The organism is Streptomyces sp. NPDC042371 (assembly GCF_056437465.1).
The window spans coordinates 48,493-71,373 of the sequence record NZ_JBWKAP010000021.1; the positions used below are offsets into that span (position 1 = coordinate 48,493).

A 22,881-nucleotide genomic window follows, 5' to 3' on the forward strand; every position below is an offset into this window, starting at 1 on the left:
GCGTGGGCCGGCCGGGTCAGGTCAGCTCAGGCGTCCGAGGAAGTTGCTGCCCGCCTCGGTCGGGTCGTCGCTGAGCAGGTACTGGGCCCAGCCTTCGTGGAACTCCTCCCGGGAAATCTGGCCGTCATGGTTGGTGTCGAGGCTGTCGCACGTCGCCCGGGACTCCTCGGCGCTTGAGCCCAGGGCCTCCAGATAACGCTGGAAGTCGGCCGCTGGTACGAAGCCGTCGTCGTCCTCGTCGATGGTGGCGAACTCCGCGTCCAGCACCGCCCGGCAACCCGAGACGATCCGCTCCCGTCGGCCCAGAGTGTCGGACATGGCGGCCTTGAACTCCTCGCGCGTGATCGCACCGTCCCCATCGGCGTCGGCCACCGCCACGAGCTGGTCCCACGCCTCCCGGTAGGCGGTGAACAGGGCGTCGGCCTTGGTGGATCCCTCGGTCACGTACCCCGCGCGGATCAGATCCTGGCCCATGCGCTCGAAGTCGGCATACTCCAGGACCCCGTTTCCGTCGGCATCGAGCCGGTCGAAGATGAGGTCGTACTTCCGCTCGATCAGGGCTGTGGTCATGGTGGTACTCCTTTGCGTGTAGCGGGACGACCGGAACCCTGCGCAGTTCGGCATGGTCCTAGTGATGGTCTCGCTGCCTTTGCCTCAAAAGGGGGACAAGGCGTGCGCCAAATGGGTAGAGGTGCGCGAATCTGCATGGTCTGGGCGGTGGTGGCCGCGTCACCGGTTATCATCACCGCCCGCCAATGCGGGCCGGTGGCGGGCGCGGCGGGTGGGAATTGGAGCGCGGGGAGCGAATGCCGGCCGAGTGCGAGTGAAGAAGACACTGACGGCCTCGCAGATCTCGTGGTGAACGATCACCAGCAGATCAGCCGGGACCGGCGGCCTGGCTCAGCACAGCTCAGCGGCCGACACCGTCCGTGAAATCGACGCCCGAGTGACGTCGTGGTGGCGGGACGATGGCCGGATCCTGAAGGCTCCTCGTGCTGGTCTGGGGAGTGCGCCAAGAGACCTTGCGTAGCGACCATGGCGCACGCAACGCACATCGACCGCGGGCCCGAGCCACTCTGAGTGCTTTGCTGGCCTGCGGTTTCCTTCCGCACGTTTTTGTTGCACATGCTTTGCGATGACGCACCATGTGAAGTGTGAGGCGAACTCACGATCCGGCTGGCCTGAGTGTCTGCCCCCCCCACAGTGTCGACTGCTGGCCGGGGATGGTGTGTTGCCGGTGCCGGTGCCGGGCTGGCGGGGTGTGTCCGGATAGGGGCCTGCCGGTTGTTATGGCGTCTTCACGATTCTGACCACCTGCCGCGGCCCGGTACCGGCAACGCGATGCGCCATCGGACCGGAAGGGGGAACCGGCATTTCCAGGTTGTAGATGCACATCGATCATGTCGAGTACGTCGCCTGCTCCATAGGCCCGTCGTCGTCATGGAGGGGGCTGGTGGGCCCGGGGTACCGATGTCGCTGGGTGTCCTCCACGATGGACTGTGCTTGCCGCCGACGCTTTCCCGCCGCGGTCAGCGGCTTTCCGCGATCCGCGAAGTGAGCCACGAAGTGTTGATCCGCGAGGTGACCCGAAAGGACTTCCACCTGGTCAAACAGCTACCGTCAGGACCCCGCTCATAGGGGCGGTCGTGACTGATGAGAGGGTCGGGCGGGTGAGCGAGACACCGAAGAACACCCTGCAGTACCGCTTCGACGGGCCGGAGGACGCCCCAGTCCTGATCCTGGGTGCCTCTCTCGGTACCACATGGCACAGGTGGGCAGAAGCGTCTTCTGGCGTCTACGTGGTCTAGATCGGGTGCCGTTCACGCAGGTGGAGCCTTTGTGGTCCAGGTGCGTCGACGGTATTGGTGACACGAACGTGACACGTGATCCTCCATCCGATCGGCGAAAGCCATACCTTGACCTCCGGGCATACGACAGGCTGGTGCGGCACACATCCGGCATCCCTAGCCAGGAGCTCACGAGCATGTCCCCGAGCGTTGCAGCAGATGACGAGGTTCCTCTTCCAACGGCACGCGATGTTCCACTCGTCCCCTGGCAGGCATGGACGTACCGCTGTGGCAGGCAGCGACCGGCTCAGTGCTCCACCTGTCGGCGGAGTGCGGGGCGTTCCGAGTCTCTGCGCAGCGGGCTGGTGTCAGCCTGCGTGTACCGGACCGCGGCAGCATGGCCGACGTTCCGGAGCCCGGCGGCTGTCGGCGTTGTCCCAGCCCGTTCCCTGACTACTACACGCAGGCCCGCCGTCTGATCTCACGTATGGAAGCGCTGCGCGCGCTGGCCGATCGGCTCGACTCCGGACATGACCTGGAGACATACTGCGACGTTCTCGTATTCTGCATGCACGGCCCGGGAGGCAGCGACTCCAAGGACGCCCACCGTCTGCTGCGCAAGCCGCTCCTGGCACTGGACGCCGCCCGGGAGCGGTTGGCGGAACGCCATGTTGACGCGTACCAAGACGGGGAGTCCAGGGAGGAGCTACTGCTGATCGGAACGGCCGCGCTCCTCGACTCCGACTTCCGTCGCCGTCGGCCTGGGAAGTTCCGGCTCCCCTGGCAGGAGATGTGGGAGGAGATCTGCGAGGAAGCCCTGGCCGCACAAGAGCTGAAGGACATCTCATCGGGCCCGGCCCGCTATGACTACCAGTACGGATTCGACCGATGGTGTGACGGATGGCTCCGGGCCCTCATGCGTCTCGCCCCTGCCGAGCAGCACGACCACACCTCGCCTGTCGCGGCGCGATGGGCCCGCGCTCGCGATGCGGAGAGCGATAGCGGCGCTGGGCAACCAGGTGCCCGGCGCCGCTTTGACTCACGGTCGCCGACGTCTACATTCCCCTTCTTGCTGCACCTTCATCTCCTTCGCGCTGACCCGCCTCCCCTATGTCACCAGGGCAAGGCGAGGCGATCGCGACGTCCCCCGATAGCTCTCGCTAGCGTGCGATCCCTTCATTGCAGCGTTGATCTCATCCGCTGCCTGTCGGCTGCTCCCCCTGTCCAGCATCGACGAGCTGAAGGCCCAAGGGTGTTCTCGCCGCCCTCCCTTGAGGTGAATGACCAGTCCACTGTTCCCCTCGGCACGCGCGATGTCTCGCAGTGCGACGTCTGCCCGAGACAAGGGGTTGAGGATCGTGATCCGGTCGGCCGAGACGACAACACACGGAGCTACCATCGCGCGCCAAGCAAGGAGGCCCATCAAGCCCCCGGCCAGACCCCCACGAATAGGTCCTCAAGGAAGCGGTGGATTATCCATCGCATACGCGAGGTACACCATGTAACCGTTTTTCAACTCCATGTTCCGTAGATGCCCGTCGCTGCTAGAAGCATCAGAACAGGCAGCGGAAGAAACAGAAGGTCTGCCCAGGTGAAGTCAGGCGTTCGGATTACCTGTGGCGTCTCGGCCGATGTTCCAGGGCGAGCAGATTTCGCTCTGCGCATCTTACTGGCGGCTGATGCCGCCTGTCCTCTGTCCAGCAAGGACCGAGAGAACGCGAACACCGGGATGTCGTCCCCGTGGATGGTCTCGATCCTCATTCCATCGTCAAGATTGATGCGCTTGACGGCTGCGCCGGGAACCACGCAACGGTCCCAGAAGCCGATGACCAAGAGAGCGTCTGAATACACGGTGACGTGAGGACGTACTACGGCTCGCCACATGAGCCGTAGTACTGCCACGAGGAGCGCAGCGAAGGCAGGTAGATCACCCGGGTTGTTCTTGTCCCAGCCCAAGGCAATCGCCCAGCCGCCGCCGAGCAATGTCGCGGTGATCACGATCATTCCACCGATGGGGCCGCTCTTGCGACGCAGCGTGGTCAGAGGGGTTCCCGACGGCCGACGAGCAGGTTTCCAGTTGCCGATCATCCACAGGCTCCTTGCCCACCGCTGAATCCGCCTGCGCCGCAACCGGCCCAGCCCATGCCTCCATTGAGGCCCATGTTGCGGCCTGTTTGGCCCCAGTCCAGTGCGCCCTTAGGTGCAGACGGCCTCGTCGTTCCACGCCACAGTGGGGCCCGCGGACCGGAAGGACCGCGCGTGAAGACGCTTCCTCGCCAGCTACCTGCGAGGTATCTACCTGCACCCGCACCAGCACCGAGCCAGAGCGACTGTGTACCGAGTTTGCGCCAGCTGAACTTATTGTTGGCGTAGTCGGCGCCATTATCCGCCGCGATGAGGACGCCGCCGGCCACCGCACACCACCCCGCGCTAGCCGCTACACAGACGCCAAACGCTGCTCCCTGTGCGTATCCGCGCCAGTGCTCGCGGACGTGACTGACAACCTTTCCGCCGGTCTTGTTCCACGCCTTCTTGTACCAGGGCTGGGACGCCTTCTTGACCTGGTCCGCCTTGCGCCGTTGTTCGTCCGCGCGCTTGTGGGCGGCACGTGCGGCGGCATCGGCGCGTGCCCTGGCCTTCTGGGCTTCGTAGGCTCGGCTGCTGGATTTGTTATAGGCGGAGTAGGAGAAGCTTGAGCGGCTGCGTTCCGCACGTGAGTGCTTGCTGTATGCCCGTCCGAAGGGGGTTCGGGTCCAGGCGATGTACCGGCGCACCGTCTTCACCACGTACTTGACGGCTTTCACCATCTTCATCAGGCCGAAGAAGAACTTGCCGTCAGGATCGGCGTGGATGACCGGGTTGTTGTTGCCATACGTGTAGCCGTGCATCTGCTGCGGATCAGCCGTGTCGATGATGGGGTCGACCGAGATGAACCTGCCGAGTGTGGGGTCGTATTCGCGGGCCCCGAGGTGGGTGAGGCCGGTGTTGTCGATCGTGCCGCCGACGAAGCCGCGGTTGCCGGGCCAGTTGACGTTCTGCAGGCCGCGGGGGTTGCCGAAGATGTCCATCTTGCGGCGGGTCACCGCCTGGCCCGCGGCGAGGAGGACAGCTGCCGTGGCGGTGCCGGTGTGGTCGTTGAGGAGGATGCTGGTCTGGTTGCTCGCCTTGACTGCGACCGTTTCGTCGCCCGCCGCGTAGTAGCGGGTCGATGACTTCGTGCCGTTGGCCTCGGCGGTCAGTTCGTTGCCGCCCGGCAGGTAGAGCGTGTTGCGTGCCGGTGTTTTGGCCAGCAGGCGGTTGCCGTCCGCGTCGTAGACGTAGCCCGTCTTCTGGCCCGCCTTGGTCGCCGTCTCCAGGTGGCCTTCCTCGTCCCAGGTCATGTCCTGGGCGGTGCCGCCGACGGTGCGCTTGGTCGTGTTGCCGGTCTTGTCGTACGCGTAGGAGTCAGTGGTCTTGGTCGAGGTCTTCTTGCCCGCTTCCTCCGTGTCGATCCCGGTCAGCTGGCGCTTGGTCGCGCCGTTCTGGCCGTAGTGGTAGGTGCGGGTCATGTCGTTGGCCGCCAGGACGCTGCCTTCGACCTTGTGCTGGGCTTCGGTCTGACGGTTGCCGATGGCGTCGTAGGTGTAGGAGTGCCAGTAGGCGTCGGGACCGCCGACCTTGGGCTTCTCGCCGCCCGCACCGCCGTCTGCGTCTGGCCTGGCTTTGCAACTGTCTGTCGCGGTCCAGGCGTTGGTGATGCGGCGCAGTGCGTCGGTGCTGAAGCACTGGGTGTCGGTCGAGCGTTCTTCGTCCTGGCCGGAGGTGGTGTTGAGGCGGGTGATGTTGCCAGCGAGGTCGAAGGTGTAGTGGATGTCGTCGATGCGCGACGGCCCGGTCTCGCGGTCGGTGGTGGTGCGGGCCACGTTGCCCGTGTGCTCGTCGTACTCGTTCGTCTGCCACACCTTCTGGCCCTTGCGCCCGTACTCGGTGCGCAGGACGTGGCCATACGGGTCGTAGGTGCGGTTGTTGATGAGGACCGAGGCGGTCGTGCCTGCGCCTACCAGCTGGTCCTGGGGGCCGTAACGGTAGGTGAGGTTCTCGGATATCTGGCCGGGCAGGGCGGGTTGGCGGTTCCAGTCCTGCAGGCCGGTCTGCGCGTTGTACCCGGAGGTGAAGGCGTACGTGCCGGCCAGGGTGCCCTCGCGGGCGGGGACGGTGACCTTGGTGCCGGTCGGCTGGTAGCGGTCGTTGAGTGCGGTGATCTCGTTGGTGTAGTCCTGGCCACCCTCGTGGCGGACCGACTTCGTCAACTGGCCCTTCGCCAGGGTGTCGTAGGTCCAGGTGGCCCGGGTCGTGTCGCCCTGCTTGAGGGTCGTCTTGCGGCCCAGTGCGTCGTAGCCCGTCGTCAGGACCTTGCCGGCGGCGTCGGTGACGGTCGTGGGGCGGTCGAGGCTGTCGTAGGCGGTGGTGTAGGTGCCCTTGTCCGGGTCGTCGACCTTGACCGCGCGGTCACGGTGGTCGTAGTGATACGTCCACTTCGCGCCGGTCGGGTCGGTGACCGTCTTCTGCTTGCCCGACGGCGTGTACGTGTACTTCGTCGACTGGGACTTGGTGCGCTCCGCGTTCGTGTACTGGATCAGCTCCGCGGTCTGGTCGCGTACGTCGGTCACGGTAGTGGTGGCGGTGTCTCCCTTGGGCGGGATCACCGTCACGCGGTCGCCGCCGTACTGGGTCGTCGTGCGCGAGACCTCGTCCCCGTACTTCTCCTTGATCTGCGCCGTGGGCCGGCCCGCGCCGTCGTAGGTCGTGCGGGTCGCCTTCGGGGTCTTGGTGTCGTCGCCCGTCACCAGTTCGCCGGACGGGTCCCCGTTGGCGTAGTAGCCGTCGTAGGACTTCCACGCCAGGCCGCGGGAGTCGTAGAGCTTCTCGGCGATGATCCGGCCCTGGCCGGTCGCCGCGGGTGTCTGAACCTCACGTTCGCGGCCCAGACCGTCGGCGAAGGCGTAGTCGGCCCGGTAACTTCCGTTGCGCTGCAGCGCCTTGGTCTCGGTTACGTTCGGGCCGGTCTTGGTCACTGTGTAGGCGAACTGCCGGCTCGGGGCGTCGGCGTGGTCCTTCTTGGGCCAGCCCGGCTCCCACACCTTCGCGGTGCGGCCGAGACCGTCCAGGACGGCGTCGGTGCGCTTGCCGTTCGCGTCGACCGACGCCACCAGCGCACCGCGGCCCGGGTCGTTCTGCGCGGTCTCGGTGTGGCCGAGCGGGTTGGTGGTCACCTTCTTGGTCGCCGCATACAGGGTCGAGGGAGTGTACGCGGTGGTGGTCTTCTGATCGGCGGCGTCGAGGGTCTCGGTGACGCGACCGTGCTGGTCCACCTTGTTCCGCTCCACCGTGACGAATCCGGTTCCGGCGGCGTTCTGTTCGTCGACCCGGGTGACGTCACCCTTGTCCGGGGCGGCCCCCAGGGCCTTGTCGTCGAAGTAGGTGCGCGTGTCGGAGATCAGGTCGTCGGGGAGTTTGGGGTCGATGCCGCACGCCTTGGCCACGGTCTTGGCCGCGGAGCTGAACTCCAGCATGTTCTTGGCCGTGTTGCGGGCGTAGTTGGTGAACGTGCAGGTCTCGTCACCGGACTTGGCGGTGTCGCCCAGGTCGGACTCGCGAGAGAGCATGCCGTAGGAGTCGAAGGTCCGCTCGACCTTGGTGCGCTGCCAGTCCGTGCCGACTTGGGTGCGCCCGGCCTCGATCCGGGCCTCCTGGACGTGGAACGCCTCAAGGTCCGGCAGGCCGTCGCCGCGCTTGTGGGTGGCCGTCGCGGCCGACTTCCACGGGGTGGAGGCGGACGCTTCGATGATCTTGCTGTCGTTGAGCGTGGCCTCGTCCCGGGTCATCCCGGCGAAGGCGGGGTGATCGTCGACCTCGTTACCCTCGCTGTCGGCGACCTTCGCGCCGGGGATGCCGCGGAAGTAGCGGGCCTCGCTGACCTGCTTGGCTCCGTCGCTGCCGTTGCCGACCGAGGTCTTCACCCGGGCATAGCCGCGGAAGCCGGAGTGGGTGCGGTACTTGGCCTCGGTGAAGGCGTCGTCGCTCTTGGCCCAGGCCACGCCACCGGTGTAGGTGTAGTCGGTCTGCTTCGCGATGGCTCCGCCGACCTTGTCCTCCTCGCGGACCTGGGTGACGGCGTAGGTGTGGAACCAGTCCTTGACCGGCTTGTAGTCGGCGCCGGGGGAGTCCGGTGAGGACCAGTACACCGGGTAGCAGCGCTTGGTGTTGCCCTGCTCGGACGGCAGGCTGCCGCGCGTGCACTCGGGGTCGCTGTAGGTGGCGGCGATGGTGCCGCCCATCTCGTTGTGGATCGCCTGTACCCGGTAGCGGATCAGCGGAGGAATACCGTCGCCGGTCGCATCCACCCGGTTGGCGAGCTGCTTGCCGATGAACGTGATCGGCGGCAGCGCTGTGGCCGTGCCACCGGTGTAGCCGGTTCGCTTGATCGACTTCAGCCACAGGGCAGGCGACGAACCATCCCCTGTGGAGGGGAAGCTGTGGCCGAAGGCCCAGGTGTCGACTTTCTGGTACGTGTTCCCGACGCGGACCTCACTGGTGATGGACGCGATGCGCTTACGCGACCAGAACGAAGGGCTGTAGCGGTTCTTGCACTCGATACCGGGCGCGCAGTACTGGTCGAACGGCACGTCCGGCCAGTGCTTGGCGTTGGCGGCGGTGAACTTGTCGGCCGCGCAGTCGAACGAGCCGGACTTCACACACCGCTCCGCCGCCCTGAAGGTGACCTTCGCCGCGGGAGCGCCGGTGTAGAGGTTGTTGGAGCGCAGCCCGTACTCGATGCGCTTGAGGTAGCCGCCGCGCGTGTACGGGGTCGCCGTCGACTTGCCGGTGGAGAGCTGGACGTGGCGGCCGTAGTGGTTCTGTTCCTTGGACCAGTAGTAGGCCATGGCGTCGCCGTGCGGGTTCACCACGTAGTCCAGGTTCCAGCGCCACGCCTGCTGGCACCACGCGGAGGCGAAGTCGGCCTTGTGGCAGGGCTCGCCGGAGTGGTTGCCGAACACCGGCACCGTCCAGGTCGAACCGGTCGTCTCCTTGCCGTCGGCGTGGCCGGGCAGCTTGTGGCGGCCGAAGAAGTACTGCACACCGGCGGTGTCGGTGACCTTCCAGTACTCGCCGTCATTGTCGCCATTGCCGAGGGAGGCGTCCTTGAGGTGTTCGACCTTGCTGCCGTCGTCCTGCTTGAGCTTCCAGGCGCTGGTCTTGTCGTCCTTCACCAGTTCGTTGGTGGAGCCGCCCAGTGAGAGAACGGCGTTGTCTCCGGCCCAGCAGAGGTCGCCGTTCTTGGCCTTGTTCGTGCCGCCCGTCATGTCGGCGCTGCATGCCTTGTAGCGGCGCTCGATGAAGCCGGGCTCCAGGGTGAAGCCGTCACCGACGTTGTTGGCCTGGTTGTTGGTGGCCGCGGTGCGTCCATCCACGGCGGACGAGTTGTAGGCCAGTGACAGCTCTGGGCCCAAGTCGCCTGCAGCGTTGGGGGTTTCGAGGTCGTAGGACCAGGTGAAGGCGCCCGAGGAATCGCCGGCCTGCCAGTTGCCTGAGGGCGACAGCGAGGTCGCTTTATAGTCGCCGCTGGAGCCCGCCGGCTTCGAGGTCACGGCGAAGAGGGACCGGGCCTTGAGGGGCTTGGACGCCGACTGTTCGGACGCCGACTGTTCGGGTGTCGGCGGTTCGGACGCCGACTGCTTCTGCGGCGGCTCTGCCTTGCCCGGCTCCTTGTCCATCTCCGAGGCAGAGTCGCCCTCAAGGGCTACCCGGGCCGTCAGCTGGGACTTGTCGTCGTCGTTGTCGACTGCCTTGAGCGGGGTTGGTGTGCAGTCACCGTTGCCCTTGCCCTTGCTCCCGTCCTTGTCCTTGTCCTTGTCTTTGCTGGTCTTGGACAGGGCGCACTCGGGCAGCTCCACGAGCGTCAGGCGGGAGGCCCAATCACCGCCCATGGCATTGCGGAACTCGCTGTAATCGATGGACAATTGGGCGTGGCCGCCTGTGGAATCGACGGCCATAACCAGTCCGTCGATTCCGGCCCGTTCGGCGGCATTTCGATCCAAGACCTCGACGCCGACCTCGCCTGCCACGGGATTCGCATTCTCGGCGCTGCGTGGGGTGGGGGTCTTCGATACGCGGACCGGAAGCGCACCGGCCTTCAGGCTGACTTCACGCTTGTCAGTCATGTTTGCCTTGGCATTGCCAGGCTTGGGCCAGGCTGCGTCAGGGATGGACTTCCATTCCTTGCCCGCCGTCTCATCCTTGGCGACCCCTGACGCCGCCGCCTTCGCTGTGTCGCCCACCTTTGTCACCGGCACCGGCGGAGTCTTCTGCAGATCCGGCAGCGCCAGCGGAGAGAAGGCCAGGGCTTCAGCAGAAACCAGCCCCACCAGGAGAGTTGCTGCGGTGAACGACGTGACCGTTCGTACCGCGCCCCGACGCCACCATGCCCGTCTTGAGGGCTTGACTGTCGAGGACGCGCCTGGTGGCTCGTCGACTTCCCCGCGGACAGCAGTACGTGACACGGCGCAGACCTCTCCCCAAGGCGTAATCAGATAAACCGCGCCGACATTACACAAGCTTTACCTAGGTGCTTGACCGATTCTAAGAGAGTTCTTACCTGTGAGGACTATCGCCTGCCAGGAAGTTACCAAAGTCCTGAAAGTTAAGGACCAAAGTCACTTTTAGCATCCGAACCACGATGCGGGGAATTGGATGTGACGGGTGTACGGGTGTGGGGTACGTTCCGCTGTGCTGATCCCAGGCATCACGCCCTGGTCGAATTTCTGTGAAGGGACCCCTGTTGAGAACAGGCCGTCAACCCCGAAACTCCCGGCGTACGTTGCCTCGTATATCGTTGGCCTGCGCTCTGGCCACGGCCCTCGCCATTCCGGTTCTGGCCGTGTCGCAAGCTTCCGCGGAGCCCGGGCCAACCAGCCAGGAGCAGGCGAGGCAGGCAACCGGCGCGGAACCGGAGACGGCCGCATCGCACAAGGCCGCACAGACAGGCGAACGGGTCGAAGTGCTCGCCCACCGCACCCAGTTCGACACGGTCTACGCCAACCCCGATGGCACCTTCACGGAGGAGACGGCGGCGGCGCCGGTCCGCGTGAAGCAGGACAACTCTCTGGTCGACGTCGACACCACCCTGCGTCCGCGGGACGGCGCGGTCCGTCCGAAGGCAGTCGACGTCGGCCTGGAGTTCTCCTCCGGCGGCGACGCGCCGTTGGTGACGATCACCCGCAACGATCGTTCCCTGACAGTCGATTGGCCGGGCCAGCTGCCCACCCCTCGCCTGGAGGGTGACACCGCCGTCTACCCGGAGGTGGCGCCGGGCATCGACCTGCGCATGCAGGCGGGCGTGGACGGCTATCAGCAACTGCTCGTGGTCAAGACCCGCGAGGCCGCCGACAACCCCCTGCTCAAGCAGGTCCGCTACGGTCTCGATGCCGACGGGGTGAGCGTCAGCACCGATCAGGCTGGCAACCTCACCGCGGTCAACCCCGCCGGGCAGGAGGTTTTCACCGCCCCGGCGCCCGAGATGTGGGACTCGGCCGGTGTCCCCGACACACAGCTGTCCACGGCCAAGACCAAGGCCGCCATGACCAAGGACGTCGCCGCCCTGCTGAACGAGCAGGCGGACAAGCCCGCCACGCGCAGCGAGGACGTCTTCGAGCCCCGCTACGGCGCCACCACCACCCGTATGCCCCTCAAAGCGGGCAGCGATGAACTGGTAGTGACGCCGGATCAGAAGGTGCTGTCCGACCCGGACACCGTCTTCCCCGTCTACATCGACCCGACCGTATCCAGCCCCCGCCTGGGCTGGACCGCGGTCAGCAAGAAGCACCCCAGCACCTCGTACTGGAACCACTCCTCCAAGGTCGCCCGGGTCGGCCACGAGTCGGAGACCAGCGGCACCTGGCGCTCCTTCGTCCAGTTCGACCCGCGCAAGCTGCACGGCAAGCAGATCACCAAGTCCACCCTGCGCATCAAGAACACGCACTCCTGGTCCTGCACCAAGAAGCCCGTCGAGGCATGGCTGACCGGGGAGATCTCCTCGGCCACGACGTGGAACAAGCAGCCCAGTTGGTGGAAGAAGTACGCCACGGTCACCGACGCCAAGGGCTGGTCGTCCTCGTGCCCGGCCGGGAACCTGGAGTTCAACGTCAAGGGCGCCACCACGGACGCCGCGGCCAAGAAGTGGAAGAAGATCTCCTTCGGGCTGCGCGCCAGCGAGAGCGACGTGCACGCGTGGAAGAAGTTCGACGCCTCCACCGCCGTGCTGTCCACCGAGTACAACTCGGTGCCGAACAAGCCCTCGAACCTGGACACGGTGCCCAGCACCCGAGTCAACAACACCTGCGGTGACAAGGGCACCTATGTCACCGTCGGCAACACCGACGTACAGCTGACCGCGAAGGTCTCCGACCCCGACGGCGGCAGCGTGACCGCACGCTTCCATCTGTGGCCCACCGGCAAGCACGACACCAGCCCTGGCATCGTCGTCAACCGCGACGTGAAGGTCACCTCCGGCAACGTCGCCCGCACTACCGTCTCCAAAGCCCTGCTCACCCAGCACCTCGGCGCTGCGAAAGGCAGCTACTCGTGGAAGGTGCAGGCCCGTGACGGCAAGGCCAACTCCGCCTGGAACCCCACCCAGGGTGCGCCCGGCTGCCGCTTCGCTTTCGACCCGAACCGGCCCAGCAACCCGCCCAGTATCACCTCCACCCAGTTCCCCGACGGACAGGACGGCTGGCCCGAGAACACCTCCCCCGCCCGCACCGAGGGCACCTTCACGCTGTCCTCCGCAGGCATCAAGGACGTCGTCAAGTACGAGTACTGGACCGACTGGGATCCCAAGGTCCGCTCCGTTAACACGCCTTCCGCAGGCGGCAGTACGAAGGTCAAGCTCACCCCGCCCTCGACCGGCCCCCAGCGCATCTTCGCCCGCTCCCTGGACAGGGCGAACAACAAGTCCGACACCCGCACCTACCTCTTCTACGCCAACCCCACCGGCAAGACCGATGAGCCCGGCGACCTCAACGGCGACGGCAACCCCGACCTGCTCGCCCTGCGCGACACCGGACAGCTGCGCATGTACGCGGGACAGGGCAATGGCCACATCGGCACCACCAGCGACGCCAGCACCCAGAACTTCACCGGCTCCCTGATCACCCGACGCGGCGACTGGACCGAGGACGGCTACGAAGACCTCATCACCACCACTGGTGCCAAGGGCAGCCGACAACTGCACGTTCACCCCAACAACGGCTTCGGCTACGCCTGCACCAGTTACGGCGAGGAGGCGAACGGCTCCGCGTGCGGCGACGGACGTCGGGACCTGAGCCTGTACGACCCGGCCAATGACCACTTCAAGAACGCCGACCAGATCCTGGCCATCGGCGACGTCGACGGCCCCACCGACCTGGACGGCAACGGCAAGATCGACGAATGGGACCTGCCCTCCTTCCCCGACCTGCTGGTCAAGGAAGGCAACCACCTGTGGCTCTACTTCGGCCATGCCACGGGCTACCTCGACGAATACGCCGAACCCGTCCTCGTCGGCGACGGCGGCTGGTCCGGATACGACCTCGCCGCCCCCGGCGACGTCACCAAGAACAACCACGTCGACCTGCTCGCACGTAAGCGCAGCACCGGCGAGCTGTTCACCTACGAAGGCACCGGCCCGGACGGCGAAGGGTTCGGCTCCGGGGCACGCAAGCTGACCGCCACCGGCTTCACCCCCGCCGCCCGCCCCCTGCTCACCTCGGCCACGGACGCCGACAACGACGGCGTTCCTGACCTGTGGGCCACCACGAACGACACCAGCCAGGGGCTGCACTTCTACCCACGCCTGACGGCCGGTGGCCTCGGTGCTCCGGCCACGATCGGCACGGGCGGCTGGGACAAGATGACCGCCCTCGGCTGACGCCCGCGGACTACGGTCTGCCTCTGCCGTCCGCGGTACGACGCTCAACTCGCATGACGAGTGGGGAGGCCCCGCGATGGGCCTCCCCACCTCCTCGAACTGCGCGCCGCCACGCCCTCGTATCCCGCATCTTGCCGCGCGCACCCTAGTACCACCTCGACTCAGGACTTCACCCCGTGCACCACCGTCCCCACTCCCGCCACCGTCGCCTCCGCCCCCGTCCGGGTGGCCACCGCCTCACCCGCACCTGGCGCCCCACCGCCTGCGCCCTCGTCCTGGCCGCCACCCTCGCCTCAGCCACCGGCGCCGTAACGGCCCCCACCGCCGACGCAGACGAGACCCCCGCCGGGGACGCATCGGACCAGGCCGAACCCCGCCGCCCTTACATCACTGAACTGCCCCCGCTCAACGGACAATCCGGAAGCAGTGGGCCGGGGAACGATGCCTCGGCCGGAATCCCGGCCGTCGCTCTCGACGCGTACAAGAACGCAGCCGAGATCCTGGATACCATCCAGCCCTCCTGTCACCTGCCCTGGGAACTGCTCGCCGGGATCGGCCGCGTCGAATCCGAACATGCCCAGGGCTATGGCCTCGCCTCCGACGGCACCACGAGGCGCCCCATCCTCGGGCCACGCTTGGACGGCAAGGACTTCGCGCTCATCCACGACACGGACAGCGGTCAGTGGGACGGCGACGGGGAGTTCGACCGGGCAGTGGGGCCGCTGCAGTTCATCCCCTCCACCTGGAAGACCTGGGGCGCGGACGGCAACGCCGACGGGAGGCGCGACCCCAACAACATCCACGATGCGGCCCTCGCAGCCGGCCTGTACCTCTGCTCGGGCGACCGCGACTTGTCCGACGCGAAGAAGCTGGACCGGGCAGTCCTGAGCTACAACAACTCACGCCGGTATGTGAATACGGTCCTGGCCTGGATGCGCCAGTACCAGCAGCACACCCATCGCCCCACGGGCGCCGAAGCGAGCGACGACCCCGGCGACACGCAGAGGGCGCATAAGGAGAGTGGCCGCCAGCACCGCGCCCGGGGTCACCGCGCTGCCCCCAACACCCTGCCCAGTGCGCCAACGTCACGCGGAACCACGGCGACGCCCGGCCTGCGGAAGCCGCAGTCCGCGATGCCGCATAAGCACGCTGCGAAACCCAACCCCAAACCCACGACGCCCACACGCCCTGCACCGGTGGACCGCCTGTCCGTTATCGGGCCGACCGATCTGACGGCAACCGCAGACGAGGACTTTCCCGAGCTTGCCAGGACTCTTGCCCACCGGACGGACAACACTCCCGCCGCCGGCGTAGAGGTCCTGTACACCATCTCCGGCACCACCCAAGCCCATTTCCCTGACGGCACCCGTCAGGTCACCGTCACCACCGACCGACGCGGCATCGCGACGACACCACGCCTCAGCGCCGGCGGACAACCCGGCACCTTCACCCTGCATGCTGTTGTCATCGAACACTCATCAGCCAAGGCCCAGTTCACAGCGAGGGTCACCGCCCGGGAGGCCGACCAGCTCACGCTCCTCGGCGACACCCCTGTCGCAGCAGAGGCAGGCATAGAGCTCGCCGACGAGCTCACCATCCGCGCCACCCGCCACGAATCGGCACTTCCTCGCGTGGTGCTCACCGCCACCGTGCTGACTCAAGAGGGCCGCCCCCTCGCTGCTGGGCCGCACTTCACCGACGGGCAAGGGCATGCTCAGCACAGCCGCACTCTGAGCGCGACCGATGTCGACGGCCGAGCCCAGGTACCAGCTCTCCACGCTGGGTTGACACCCGGCGGATACCTCTTGCGGCTGATGGCACCCGGCGGCGCCGCACTCGATATCCCCCTCACCGTCCACCCCGCAGCGACTGCTCCATGACTTGTCGCGAAGACCCTCACAACACCCCGCTCCTCATACCAACCACCCCGTCCGCGCCACCTTCCGAGGTCCCCGGATCACCCTGAGCATGCTCGCCCAGCGCATCGAGCAACTCACGGCGCAGATCGATGAACTGAATCAGCGCCTGACCCGGATCCTCGAACACCACGCCCCACAACTGCTCACACCGGTGGGCATCGGCCCGGACAGCGCCGTCACGCTCTTGATCACCATGGGAGACAATCCCGAGCGGGTGCACACCGAGGCGTCCTTCGCCGCCCTGTGCGGAGTCAGCCCCGTCGAGTACTCCTCGGCCGCCGGTGCACGCGCCGGCTTAACCACGGCGGGGACCGGCAGGCGAACGCCGACCTGCATCGCATCGTCTTCACCCGGCTGCGCCACGACCCGCGCACCCAGGTGTACTACGAACGCCGCACCCAGGAGGGCAAGACCCGGCGTGAGATCATCCGATGCCTCAAGCGATATGCCGCCCGAGAGGTCTTCAACCTGGTCAAGTCGGTCTCTACCGACCCCCTGTTATAGGGGCTGTCGTGACTGATGAGAGGGTCGGGCGGGTGAGCGAGACACCGAAGAACACCCTGCAGTACCGCTTCGACGGGCCGGAGGACGCCCCAGTCCTGATCCTGGGTGCCTCTCTCGGTACCACATGGCACATGTGGGACCGGCAGATCCCCGACCTGATCCGGCACTGGCGGGTGTTCCGCTTCGACATGCCCGGACACGGCGGCGCGCCCGCGCACCCGTGCGGCTCCGTCGGAGAGCTCGCCGACCGGCTGCTCGCCACGCTCGACGAGCTCGGCGTGCACCGCTTCGGCTACGCGGGCTGCGCCTTCGGGGGCGCCATCGGCGCGGAGCTCGCCCTGCGCCACCCGCACCGCGTCGCCTCGCTCGGCCTCATCGCCGCCTCCCCGCGGTTCGGCACCGCCGACGAGTTCCGTCAGCGCGGCGTCATCGTGCGCAGCAACGGGCTCGACCCCATCGCCCGTGCCGCCCCCGACCGGTGGTTCACGCCCGGTTTCGCCGCCGCCCAGCCCGCGATCACCGACTGGGCCGTGCAGATGGTGCGCACCACCGACCCCGGCTGCTACATCGCCGCCTGCGAGGCCCTCGCCGCCTTCGACGTGCGCGCCGAGCTCGGCAGGATAGGCGTCCCCACCCTCGTGCTCGTCGGGTCGGAGGACCAGGTCACCGGCCAGGGCGAGGCCCGCACGCTCGTCGCGGGGATCCCCGACGCGCGGCTCGCCGTCGTGCCGGGCGCCTCTCACCTCGCGCCCGTCGAGCAGCCCGGCGCCGTCACCGACCTCCTGGTCCGGCACTTCTCCTCGGCCTGGCAGCCCGCCCCCGATGCGACCTCCGGCGGCCAGTCGGCCATCTCCGCGCCGCCCCTCAAGCCCGTACTCGCCCCGCCGCCCGTGCCCGTCGCGCCCGTCGCCGAGATCGGCCCCGCGGAGCAGCCCGAGGCCGTGCCGGGCAGCGTGGGAGCGAATCTGTACGACGCGGGGATGAAGGTGCGCCGCGACGTCCTCGGCGACGCGCACGTCGACCGGGTGCTCGCCGCGGCCGACGACTTCTCCGGGGACTTCCAGGAACTCGTCACGCGCTACGCCTGGGGCGAGATCTGGAACCGGCCCGGCCTGGACCGCCGCTCCCGCAGCTGCGTCACGCTCACCGCGCTCGTCGCGGGCGGCCACCTGGACGAGCTCGCCTTCCACACCAAGGCGGCGCTGCGCAACGGCCTCACCCCGGCCGAGATCAAGGAGGTGCTGCTCCAGGCCGCCGTCTACTGCGGCGTCCCCGCGGCCAACTCCGCGTTCAAGGTCGCGCAGGCAGTGATCCGTGAGGAAACCACGCCGCAGGAGTAGCAGGATGGGAGACATGACGACATCTCCCCAGAGCAGGGCCGGGCGCGCACCGCGCATGACGTTCACGAAGAAGTCCCACGCGTGCGTGCGCCTCGAAAAGGACGGGCACACGCTCGTCGTCGACCCCGGCGGCTTCAGCGAGGAGGACGCCGCGCTCGGCGCCGACGCCATCCTCGTCACGCACGAGCACCCGGACCACTTCAACGAGGACCGGCTGCGGGCCGCCATGGAGGCCCGCCCCGGAACCGAGATCTGGACCCTCAGGTCCGTCGCGGACCAGATCTCGGCCGCCTTCCCCGGACGCGTGCACACCGTCGGGCACGGCGACACGTTCACGGCCGCCGGATTCGACGTCCAGGCGCACGGCGAACTGCACGCGGTCATCCACCCCGACATCCCGCGGATCACCAACGTCGGATATCTGGTCGACGGCTCGGTCTTCCACCCGGGCGACGCGCTCACCGTCCCCGACCAGCCCGTCGAGACGCTGATGCTGCCCGTCATGGCCCCCTGGAACAAGATCTCCGAGGTGATCGACTACGTACGCGAGGTCAAGCCGCAGCGCGCCTACGACATCCACGACGCGCTCCTCACCGACCTCGCCCGGCCGATCTACGACAACCAGATCGGCGGTCTCGGCGGGGCCGAGCACCTGCGTCTGACACCCGGGCAGTCGGCGGAACTGTGACTGTCAGTGCCGCCCGGTAGGTTGTGAGGCATGCGCATTGCGACCTGGAACGTGAACTCGATCACCGCTCGGCTGCCGAGGCTCCTGGCCTGGCTGGAGGCCACCGGCACGGACGTGCTGTGCATCCAGGAGACCAAGACGACGGCCGAGCAGTTCCCCGCCGACGAGCTCCGCGAGCTGGGTTACGAATCGGCGGTGAACGCGACAGGGCGGTGGAACGGCGTCGCACTGGTCTCCAAGGTCGGCCTCGAAGACGTGGTCAAGGGCCTCCCGGGCGGCCCGGAGTACGACGGGGCGGAGGAGCCCCGCGCGGTCTCCGCGACCTGCGGCCCCCTCCGCCTCTGGTCGGTGTACGTGCCGAACGGCCGCGAGGTGGACCACGCCCACTATGCCTACAAGCTGCAGTGGTTCGAGGCCCTGAAGGCGGCGATCGCCACGGACGCGGCGGGCCCCCGCCCCTTCGCGGTCCTCGGCGACTTCAACGTGGCACCGACCGACGACGACGTCTGGGACCCGGCCCTCTTCGTCGGCGCCACCCACGTCTCCGAGCCCGAGCGCGCCGCCCTGACGGCGCTGCGCGAGACGGGCCTGACGGACGTCATGCCCCGCCCCTTGAAGTACGCCCACCCGTTCACGTACTGGGACTACCGCCAGCTCGGCTTCCCGAAGAACAGGGGCATGCGCATCGACCTCGTCTATGGGAACGAGCCGTTCGCGAAGGCGGTCTCCGATGCGTACGTGGACCGTGAGGAGCGCAAGGGCAAGGGTGCCTCCGACCACGCCCCCGTCGTGGTCGACCTCGACGTCTGAGGCGGGGCGGTCCTGAGGCCTCAGGGCACGAGGAGGCGCAGGTCCACGGAGTCCGCCAGTGCGGCCAGGCCCGTGTCGCCCGGATGCAGATGGTCCCCGCTGTCGTAGGCGGGGAGGATCCGCGCCGGGTGTGCGGGATCCCGCAGCACCGCGTCGAAGTCGAGCACGGCGTCGAAGGCGTCACCGCCCCGCAGATAGGCATTGACGGCCTCCCGCTGCTGATTCGCGGCCGCCGTGCACAGGGACTCGCCCTCGCACGGCGCGATCGTCGCCGCCACGGTCCGCAGCCCGCGTGCCCGCGCGCGGTCCGCGACCTCCCGGAGCCCGGCGATCACCTGGTCCGCCGAGGCGCCCCAGCGCACGTCGTTGATGCCCTCGAAGACGACGACGGTGCGCGCCGACGTCTGGGCGAGGACGTCGCGGTCCAGCCGGTGCAGGGCGCTCACGCCGCCCGTGTCGGTGGAGACGCCGTCCCCGGGGTAGCGGTCGGCGACCACGCGGTTCGCGGAGATGCCCTGGTTGAGCACGCCGTACCGAGGGACTTCCGACTGGTTCAGGAGCCGCGTCGCAAGGACGTTGGGCCAGCGCCGGTTGGCGTCCTGTGTCGACTTCACGCCGTCGGTGATCGAGTCGCCGAGCAGCACCACGGACCCGGGCCCGCCGCTGACGTCGACGCCCGTGAGCAGCGGCCATGTCGTGATCGTCGAGGTGTACGCCGCCGGGGAGCCGTCCGCCGCGTGGTCGCCGGGGCCGCTGACGTACGACTGCTGGATGGCCTGGCTGTGCACGGGCGCCGCCGCAACGGGACCGGGCAGGTGGAAGCTGACCAGGAGGTTCGCGTCGGCGGGCACGTCGAAGTCGAGGGGATCGCTGAACGCCTGGACACCTGCGGGGAGCTCCGTGCCCGCGGCGCCGCCGAAGGACAGCCGCCGCGGCTCGCCCCGGGCTCCCGCCCCGGACTCCTGCACCGCCACCGTCGCGCCGCCGATCCGCACCGGGGCCGCCGCGAAGGTGTTGTCGAGCCGGATGCGCACCCGCGGCCCGCCCGTGCTCGTGTGCACGACGAGCCGCACCGTCCGGTCGGCCCAGGGCCCCACCGCCGTGTACCCCGCGGTCGACGCCGACCAGGTGCCCGTCCAGCCCTTCGTCCCGGCCCGCACCGACAGGGCGAACACGTGCAGATCCGCGGCGCCCGGGTCGCGCGGCAGGTGCACCGATGCGACCTCGCGCCCGCGGGCCAGCGGCACCGTCACCACGTACAGCCGTGCCTTATCGGCGAGTTGGCCGCCGGGCGTGTTGATGTGCGGCAGGGCGACGGACTTCGTGGCGAGCGGGCCGGAGCGCCAGTCCGGCGCGGTGAGCCGGTAGCTGCCGCGTGAGCCGTCCCGGTACCGGACCGTTCCCGTGCCGCTCGCGTCGCCGCCCGTGCCTGCGACCAGGAAGGCGAGGGCGTCGCCGCGGCCGCGCACCCGCACCGGCTGCCCGTCGGCGCGCACGTTGTCCGGCGTGCCCGGCGCGGTGCGCGGCCAGCTGAGGCGGGCCCCGTCAACGGCAAGGGACCGCCCGGGGGTCCAGCCCGCGGCGTCGAGGTCCCGTGCGGACAGGGAGCCGCCCGATCCGTCGAAGTCCGCGTCGGCGGGACGGGTGTCGTCGCTGACCGCGCGGTTGTCGAAGAGCCGCTCCAGGGGGAGCGGCCCGGGTCTGTGCGGTGCCGCGGCCTGCGCCGAGGTCACCGGTACCAGGCACGTGAACAGGGTGAGCGCGGCGGCCGCCCCCCAGATACGTCGGCGCACGACAGTCCCCTCCCGCGTTGGCAGCTGCGCCATGAAGCTAAGGAGGCGCGGGAGGCGAGTCAATGAGGGACGCGTGAACACGACGCGAACTCACCGGAAGGGAAGAGGGGGCCGTCAGAGCCTGTCTTTCAGCGATCCGCCGACACGAGCCCTTTCTCGTACGCGATGATCACCAGCTGCACCCGGTCCCTGGCGTCGAGCTTCGCCAGGAGCCGGGTCAGATACGTCTTCGCGGTGGCGACGCTCAGACAGAGCTCCGCGGCTATCTCGGTGTTCGAGAGGCCGCGGCCCACCAGGGTGAGCACTTCGCGCTCGCGGTCCGTGATGCCGGAGATCGCAGCCCCGCGCGGCGGCGCGGACTCGGGGCGTGCCGCGAACTCCTTGATGAGGCGGCGCGTGACGCTCGGCGCGATCAGTCCGTCGCCGGTCGCGACGGTGCGCACCGCCGCCAGGATGTCGTCCAGGGCCATGTCCTTGACGAGGAATCCGGCGGCGCCCGCGCGCAGCGCCCCGTACACGTAATCGTCGTCGTCGAACGTGGTCAGGATGACGACGTGCGCGGGCGCGGCGCCCGACGTGATCTGCCGGGTCGCCTCGATGCCGTCCATGCCCGGCATCCGGATGTCCATCACCACGACGTCCGGGCGCAGTTCGGCGCAGCGCTGGACCGCCTCGTCGCCCGAGGCGGCCTCGCCCGCGACCTCGATATCCGGGGCCTCGGTGATGACCATGCTCAGGGCGGTGCGGACGAGGGGCTGGTCGTCGACCAGCAGGACGCGGATCGTCACCGGGCACCCGCCGTGGCCGGTACCGGCAGCCGGGCACTCACCAGGAAGCCGCCGCCGGGGCGCGGAGCGGCGCTGAACTCGCCGTGCAGCAGGGCGACTCGCTCGCCCATGCCGACCAGGCCGAATCCGGTGCCGTGGGCGGGCGCGGCGCCGCCCCGTCCGCTGTCCTCGATCTCGATGGTGAGCTCCTCTTCGCGGTAGTCCACGGACACGGTGCAGGACGCGACGCCCGCGTGCCGCACCACATTGGTGACGGATTCCTGGACGATGCGGAACGCCGACAGGTCGATGTCCGCGGGCAGCGGCCGCCGTTCGCCCTGCCACACCACGTCCACGCGCACCCCGGCGGCCGTCGTCGACGCGGCCAGCCTGTCCACGTCCGCGAGCCCCTCGGCCGGTCCGCGCGGCACCGGCTCCCGGTCCGGGCCCTGGCCGGGCTCGGTCTCGCGCAGGGCGACCAGCATCCGCCGCAGCCCGGCCAGTGTGTCCCGGCCCGCCTTCTCCACGGCGGTCATCGCCTCGCGCGCACCGGCGGGCTGGGTCTCGACGACCCGGGCGGCCGCGCCCGCCTGGAGGGCGATGATGCCGATGCTGTGGGCCACGGTGTCGTGCATCTCCCGGGCGATGCGCAGCCGTTCGGCGGTGACGGCCTGCGCGGCGGCCTGCGCGCCGAGCCGCTCCGTGTAGGCGCGGGTCCTGCTCACGGAGTTGCCGACCAGCCAGGCGACGGCGGCCGTCAGTGCAAAGATCTGCCAGTCCGACCAGCTGGAGGTGATGGTGTGTTCGAGGCGCAGGGGGAGTCCGAGCGCCTGGCGCAGGAACGCGTAGCCCGGCAGGACGCAGAGGGCGAGGGCGACGGCGGCGATGTGGTCCCGGCGCGTGCCGGTCGCCACGACGTAGCCCATGGCGATGTCGACCGCCGCGTACTGCAGGAACCCGATGTTCGTCTCGCCGATCGCGAGGGTCGCGGCGAACGAGGCGACGATCAGCAGCCCCAGACAGACCAGGGGGCGGCGGCTCAGCAGCCGTCCCGCGGACAGCGCCGTCCCGACGGCCGCGGCCACGAGCAGCCACTCCCACGGCCCGGGCTCCGGCTCCGAGCTCGTCGGCAGCCACGAGATCCCGAAGTCGTCACGCGCGCCGAAGGCCATGCCGAGACACCAGGACACGGCCACCCACAGGCCGGGCGGCGCGTGCTTGAGCAGGGAGAACGGCGGGGCGGCTGACATGCGCCGATCGTAGCCAGGGGGACTCGTTCAGGGAATCGATCCACGGTTGTACAACCACGGTCGACAGCGGCCCCGGCGC

13 protein-coding genes are annotated in these 22,881 nt (G+C 68.4%); 6 read left to right on the forward strand and 7 right to left on the reverse strand.

All coding sequences use genetic code 11. The features are described from left to right. Nucleotides 1-21: 21 nt before the first annotated feature. The 3 genes from AC068B_RS38540 to AC068B_RS38550 form a co-directional block, all read right to left on the reverse strand. A complete protein-coding gene (locus tag AC068B_RS38540) occupies nt 22-570 on the reverse strand; it encodes an EF-hand domain-containing protein (RefSeq protein ID WP_478676123.1) in 549 nt (182 codons plus the stop codon). Between the two features lie 2,729 nt (nt 571-3,299). Then, on the reverse strand, nt 3,300-3,875 hold the full coding sequence (locus tag AC068B_RS38545; protein ID WP_478676124.1) for a hypothetical protein: 576 nt from the start codon (nt 3,873-3,875) through the stop codon (nt 3,300-3,302). Further along, a complete protein-coding gene (locus AC068B_RS38550) occupies nt 3,872-9,820 on the reverse strand; it encodes an RHS repeat domain-containing protein (protein WP_478676125.1) in 5,949 nt (1,982 codons plus the stop codon). Before AC068B_RS38550 ends, AC068B_RS38545 begins: the two co-directional genes overlap by 4 nt. Nucleotides 9,821-10,704: 884 nt before the next feature. Here AC068B_RS38550 and AC068B_RS38555 point away from each other — a divergent pair. Next, entirely contained in the window at nt 10,705-13,731 is a 3,027-nt protein-coding gene (locus AC068B_RS38555) for an FG-GAP-like repeat-containing protein (protein WP_478676126.1), read from the forward strand. A 176-nt stretch (nt 13,732-13,907) separates the two neighbouring features. Beyond that, nucleotides 13,908-15,611 carry a lytic transglycosylase domain-containing protein gene (locus tag AC068B_RS38560; RefSeq protein ID WP_478676127.1) on the forward strand — a complete coding sequence of 568 codons (1,704 nt, stop codon included), beginning with the start codon at nt 13,908-13,910 and terminating at the stop codon, nt 15,609-15,611. Between the two features lie 16 nt (nt 15,612-15,627). Here the strand turns inward: AC068B_RS38560 and AC068B_RS38565 are convergent, their stop codons facing one another. Beyond that, nucleotides 15,628-15,870, reverse strand: a complete 243-nt coding sequence (locus AC068B_RS38565; RefSeq protein WP_478676175.1) for a hypothetical protein — start codon at nt 15,868-15,870, stop codon at nt 15,628-15,630. Between AC068B_RS38565 and AC068B_RS38570 the strand changes: the two genes are divergently transcribed. The 4 genes from AC068B_RS38570 to AC068B_RS38585 are packed head-to-tail and all read left to right on the forward strand — an operon-like array spanning nt 15,844 to nt 18,992. After that, on the forward strand, nt 15,844-16,170 hold the full coding sequence (locus AC068B_RS38570; RefSeq protein ID WP_478676173.1) for a hypothetical protein: 327 nt from the start codon (nt 15,844-15,846) through the stop codon (nt 16,168-16,170). The two genes, AC068B_RS38565 and AC068B_RS38570, sit on opposite strands and share 27 nt — an antisense overlap. 16 nt (nt 16,171-16,186) lie before the next feature. After that, nucleotides 16,187-17,494 carry a bifunctional 3-oxoadipate enol-lactonase/4-carboxymuconolactone decarboxylase PcaDC gene (gene pcaDC / locus AC068B_RS38575; RefSeq protein ID WP_356248676.1) on the forward strand — a complete coding sequence of 436 codons (1,308 nt, stop codon included), beginning with the start codon at nt 16,187-16,189 and terminating at the stop codon, nt 17,492-17,494. A gap of 55 nt (nt 17,495-17,549) precedes the next feature. Beyond that, nucleotides 17,550-18,182, forward strand: a complete 633-nt coding sequence (locus tag AC068B_RS38580; protein ID WP_478676174.1) for an MBL fold metallo-hydrolase — start codon at nt 17,550-17,552, stop codon at nt 18,180-18,182. A gap of 30 nt (nt 18,183-18,212) precedes the next feature. Next, nucleotides 18,213-18,992, forward strand: a complete 780-nt coding sequence (locus tag AC068B_RS38585) for an exodeoxyribonuclease III (protein WP_478676128.1) — start codon at nt 18,213-18,215, stop codon at nt 18,990-18,992. Between the two features lie 20 nt (nt 18,993-19,012). Here the strand turns inward: AC068B_RS38585 and AC068B_RS38590 are convergent, their stop codons facing one another. The 3 genes from AC068B_RS38590 to AC068B_RS38600 all read right to left on the reverse strand — a co-directional run bounded on the left by AC068B_RS38590 (nt 19,013) and on the right by AC068B_RS38600 (nt 22,802). Beyond that, nucleotides 19,013-20,785, reverse strand: coding sequence for an SGNH/GDSL hydrolase family protein (locus tag AC068B_RS38590; protein ID WP_478676129.1), 1,773 nt, complete (start codon nt 20,783-20,785; stop codon nt 19,013-19,015). 128 nt (nt 20,786-20,913) lie between these two features. Continuing rightward, the gene (locus AC068B_RS38595; protein WP_478676130.1) at nt 20,914-21,573 is read right to left on the reverse strand and encodes a response regulator transcription factor; all 660 of its coding nucleotides are present in this window, start codon (nt 21,571-21,573) and stop codon (nt 20,914-20,916) included. Then, nucleotides 21,570-22,802 carry a sensor histidine kinase gene (locus tag AC068B_RS38600; protein ID WP_478676131.1) on the reverse strand — a complete coding sequence of 411 codons (1,233 nt, stop codon included), beginning with the start codon at nt 22,800-22,802 and terminating at the stop codon, nt 21,570-21,572. The genes AC068B_RS38595 and AC068B_RS38600 overlap by 4 nt, the downstream gene beginning before the upstream one ends. Between the last annotated feature and the right edge of the window lie 79 nt (nt 22,803-22,881).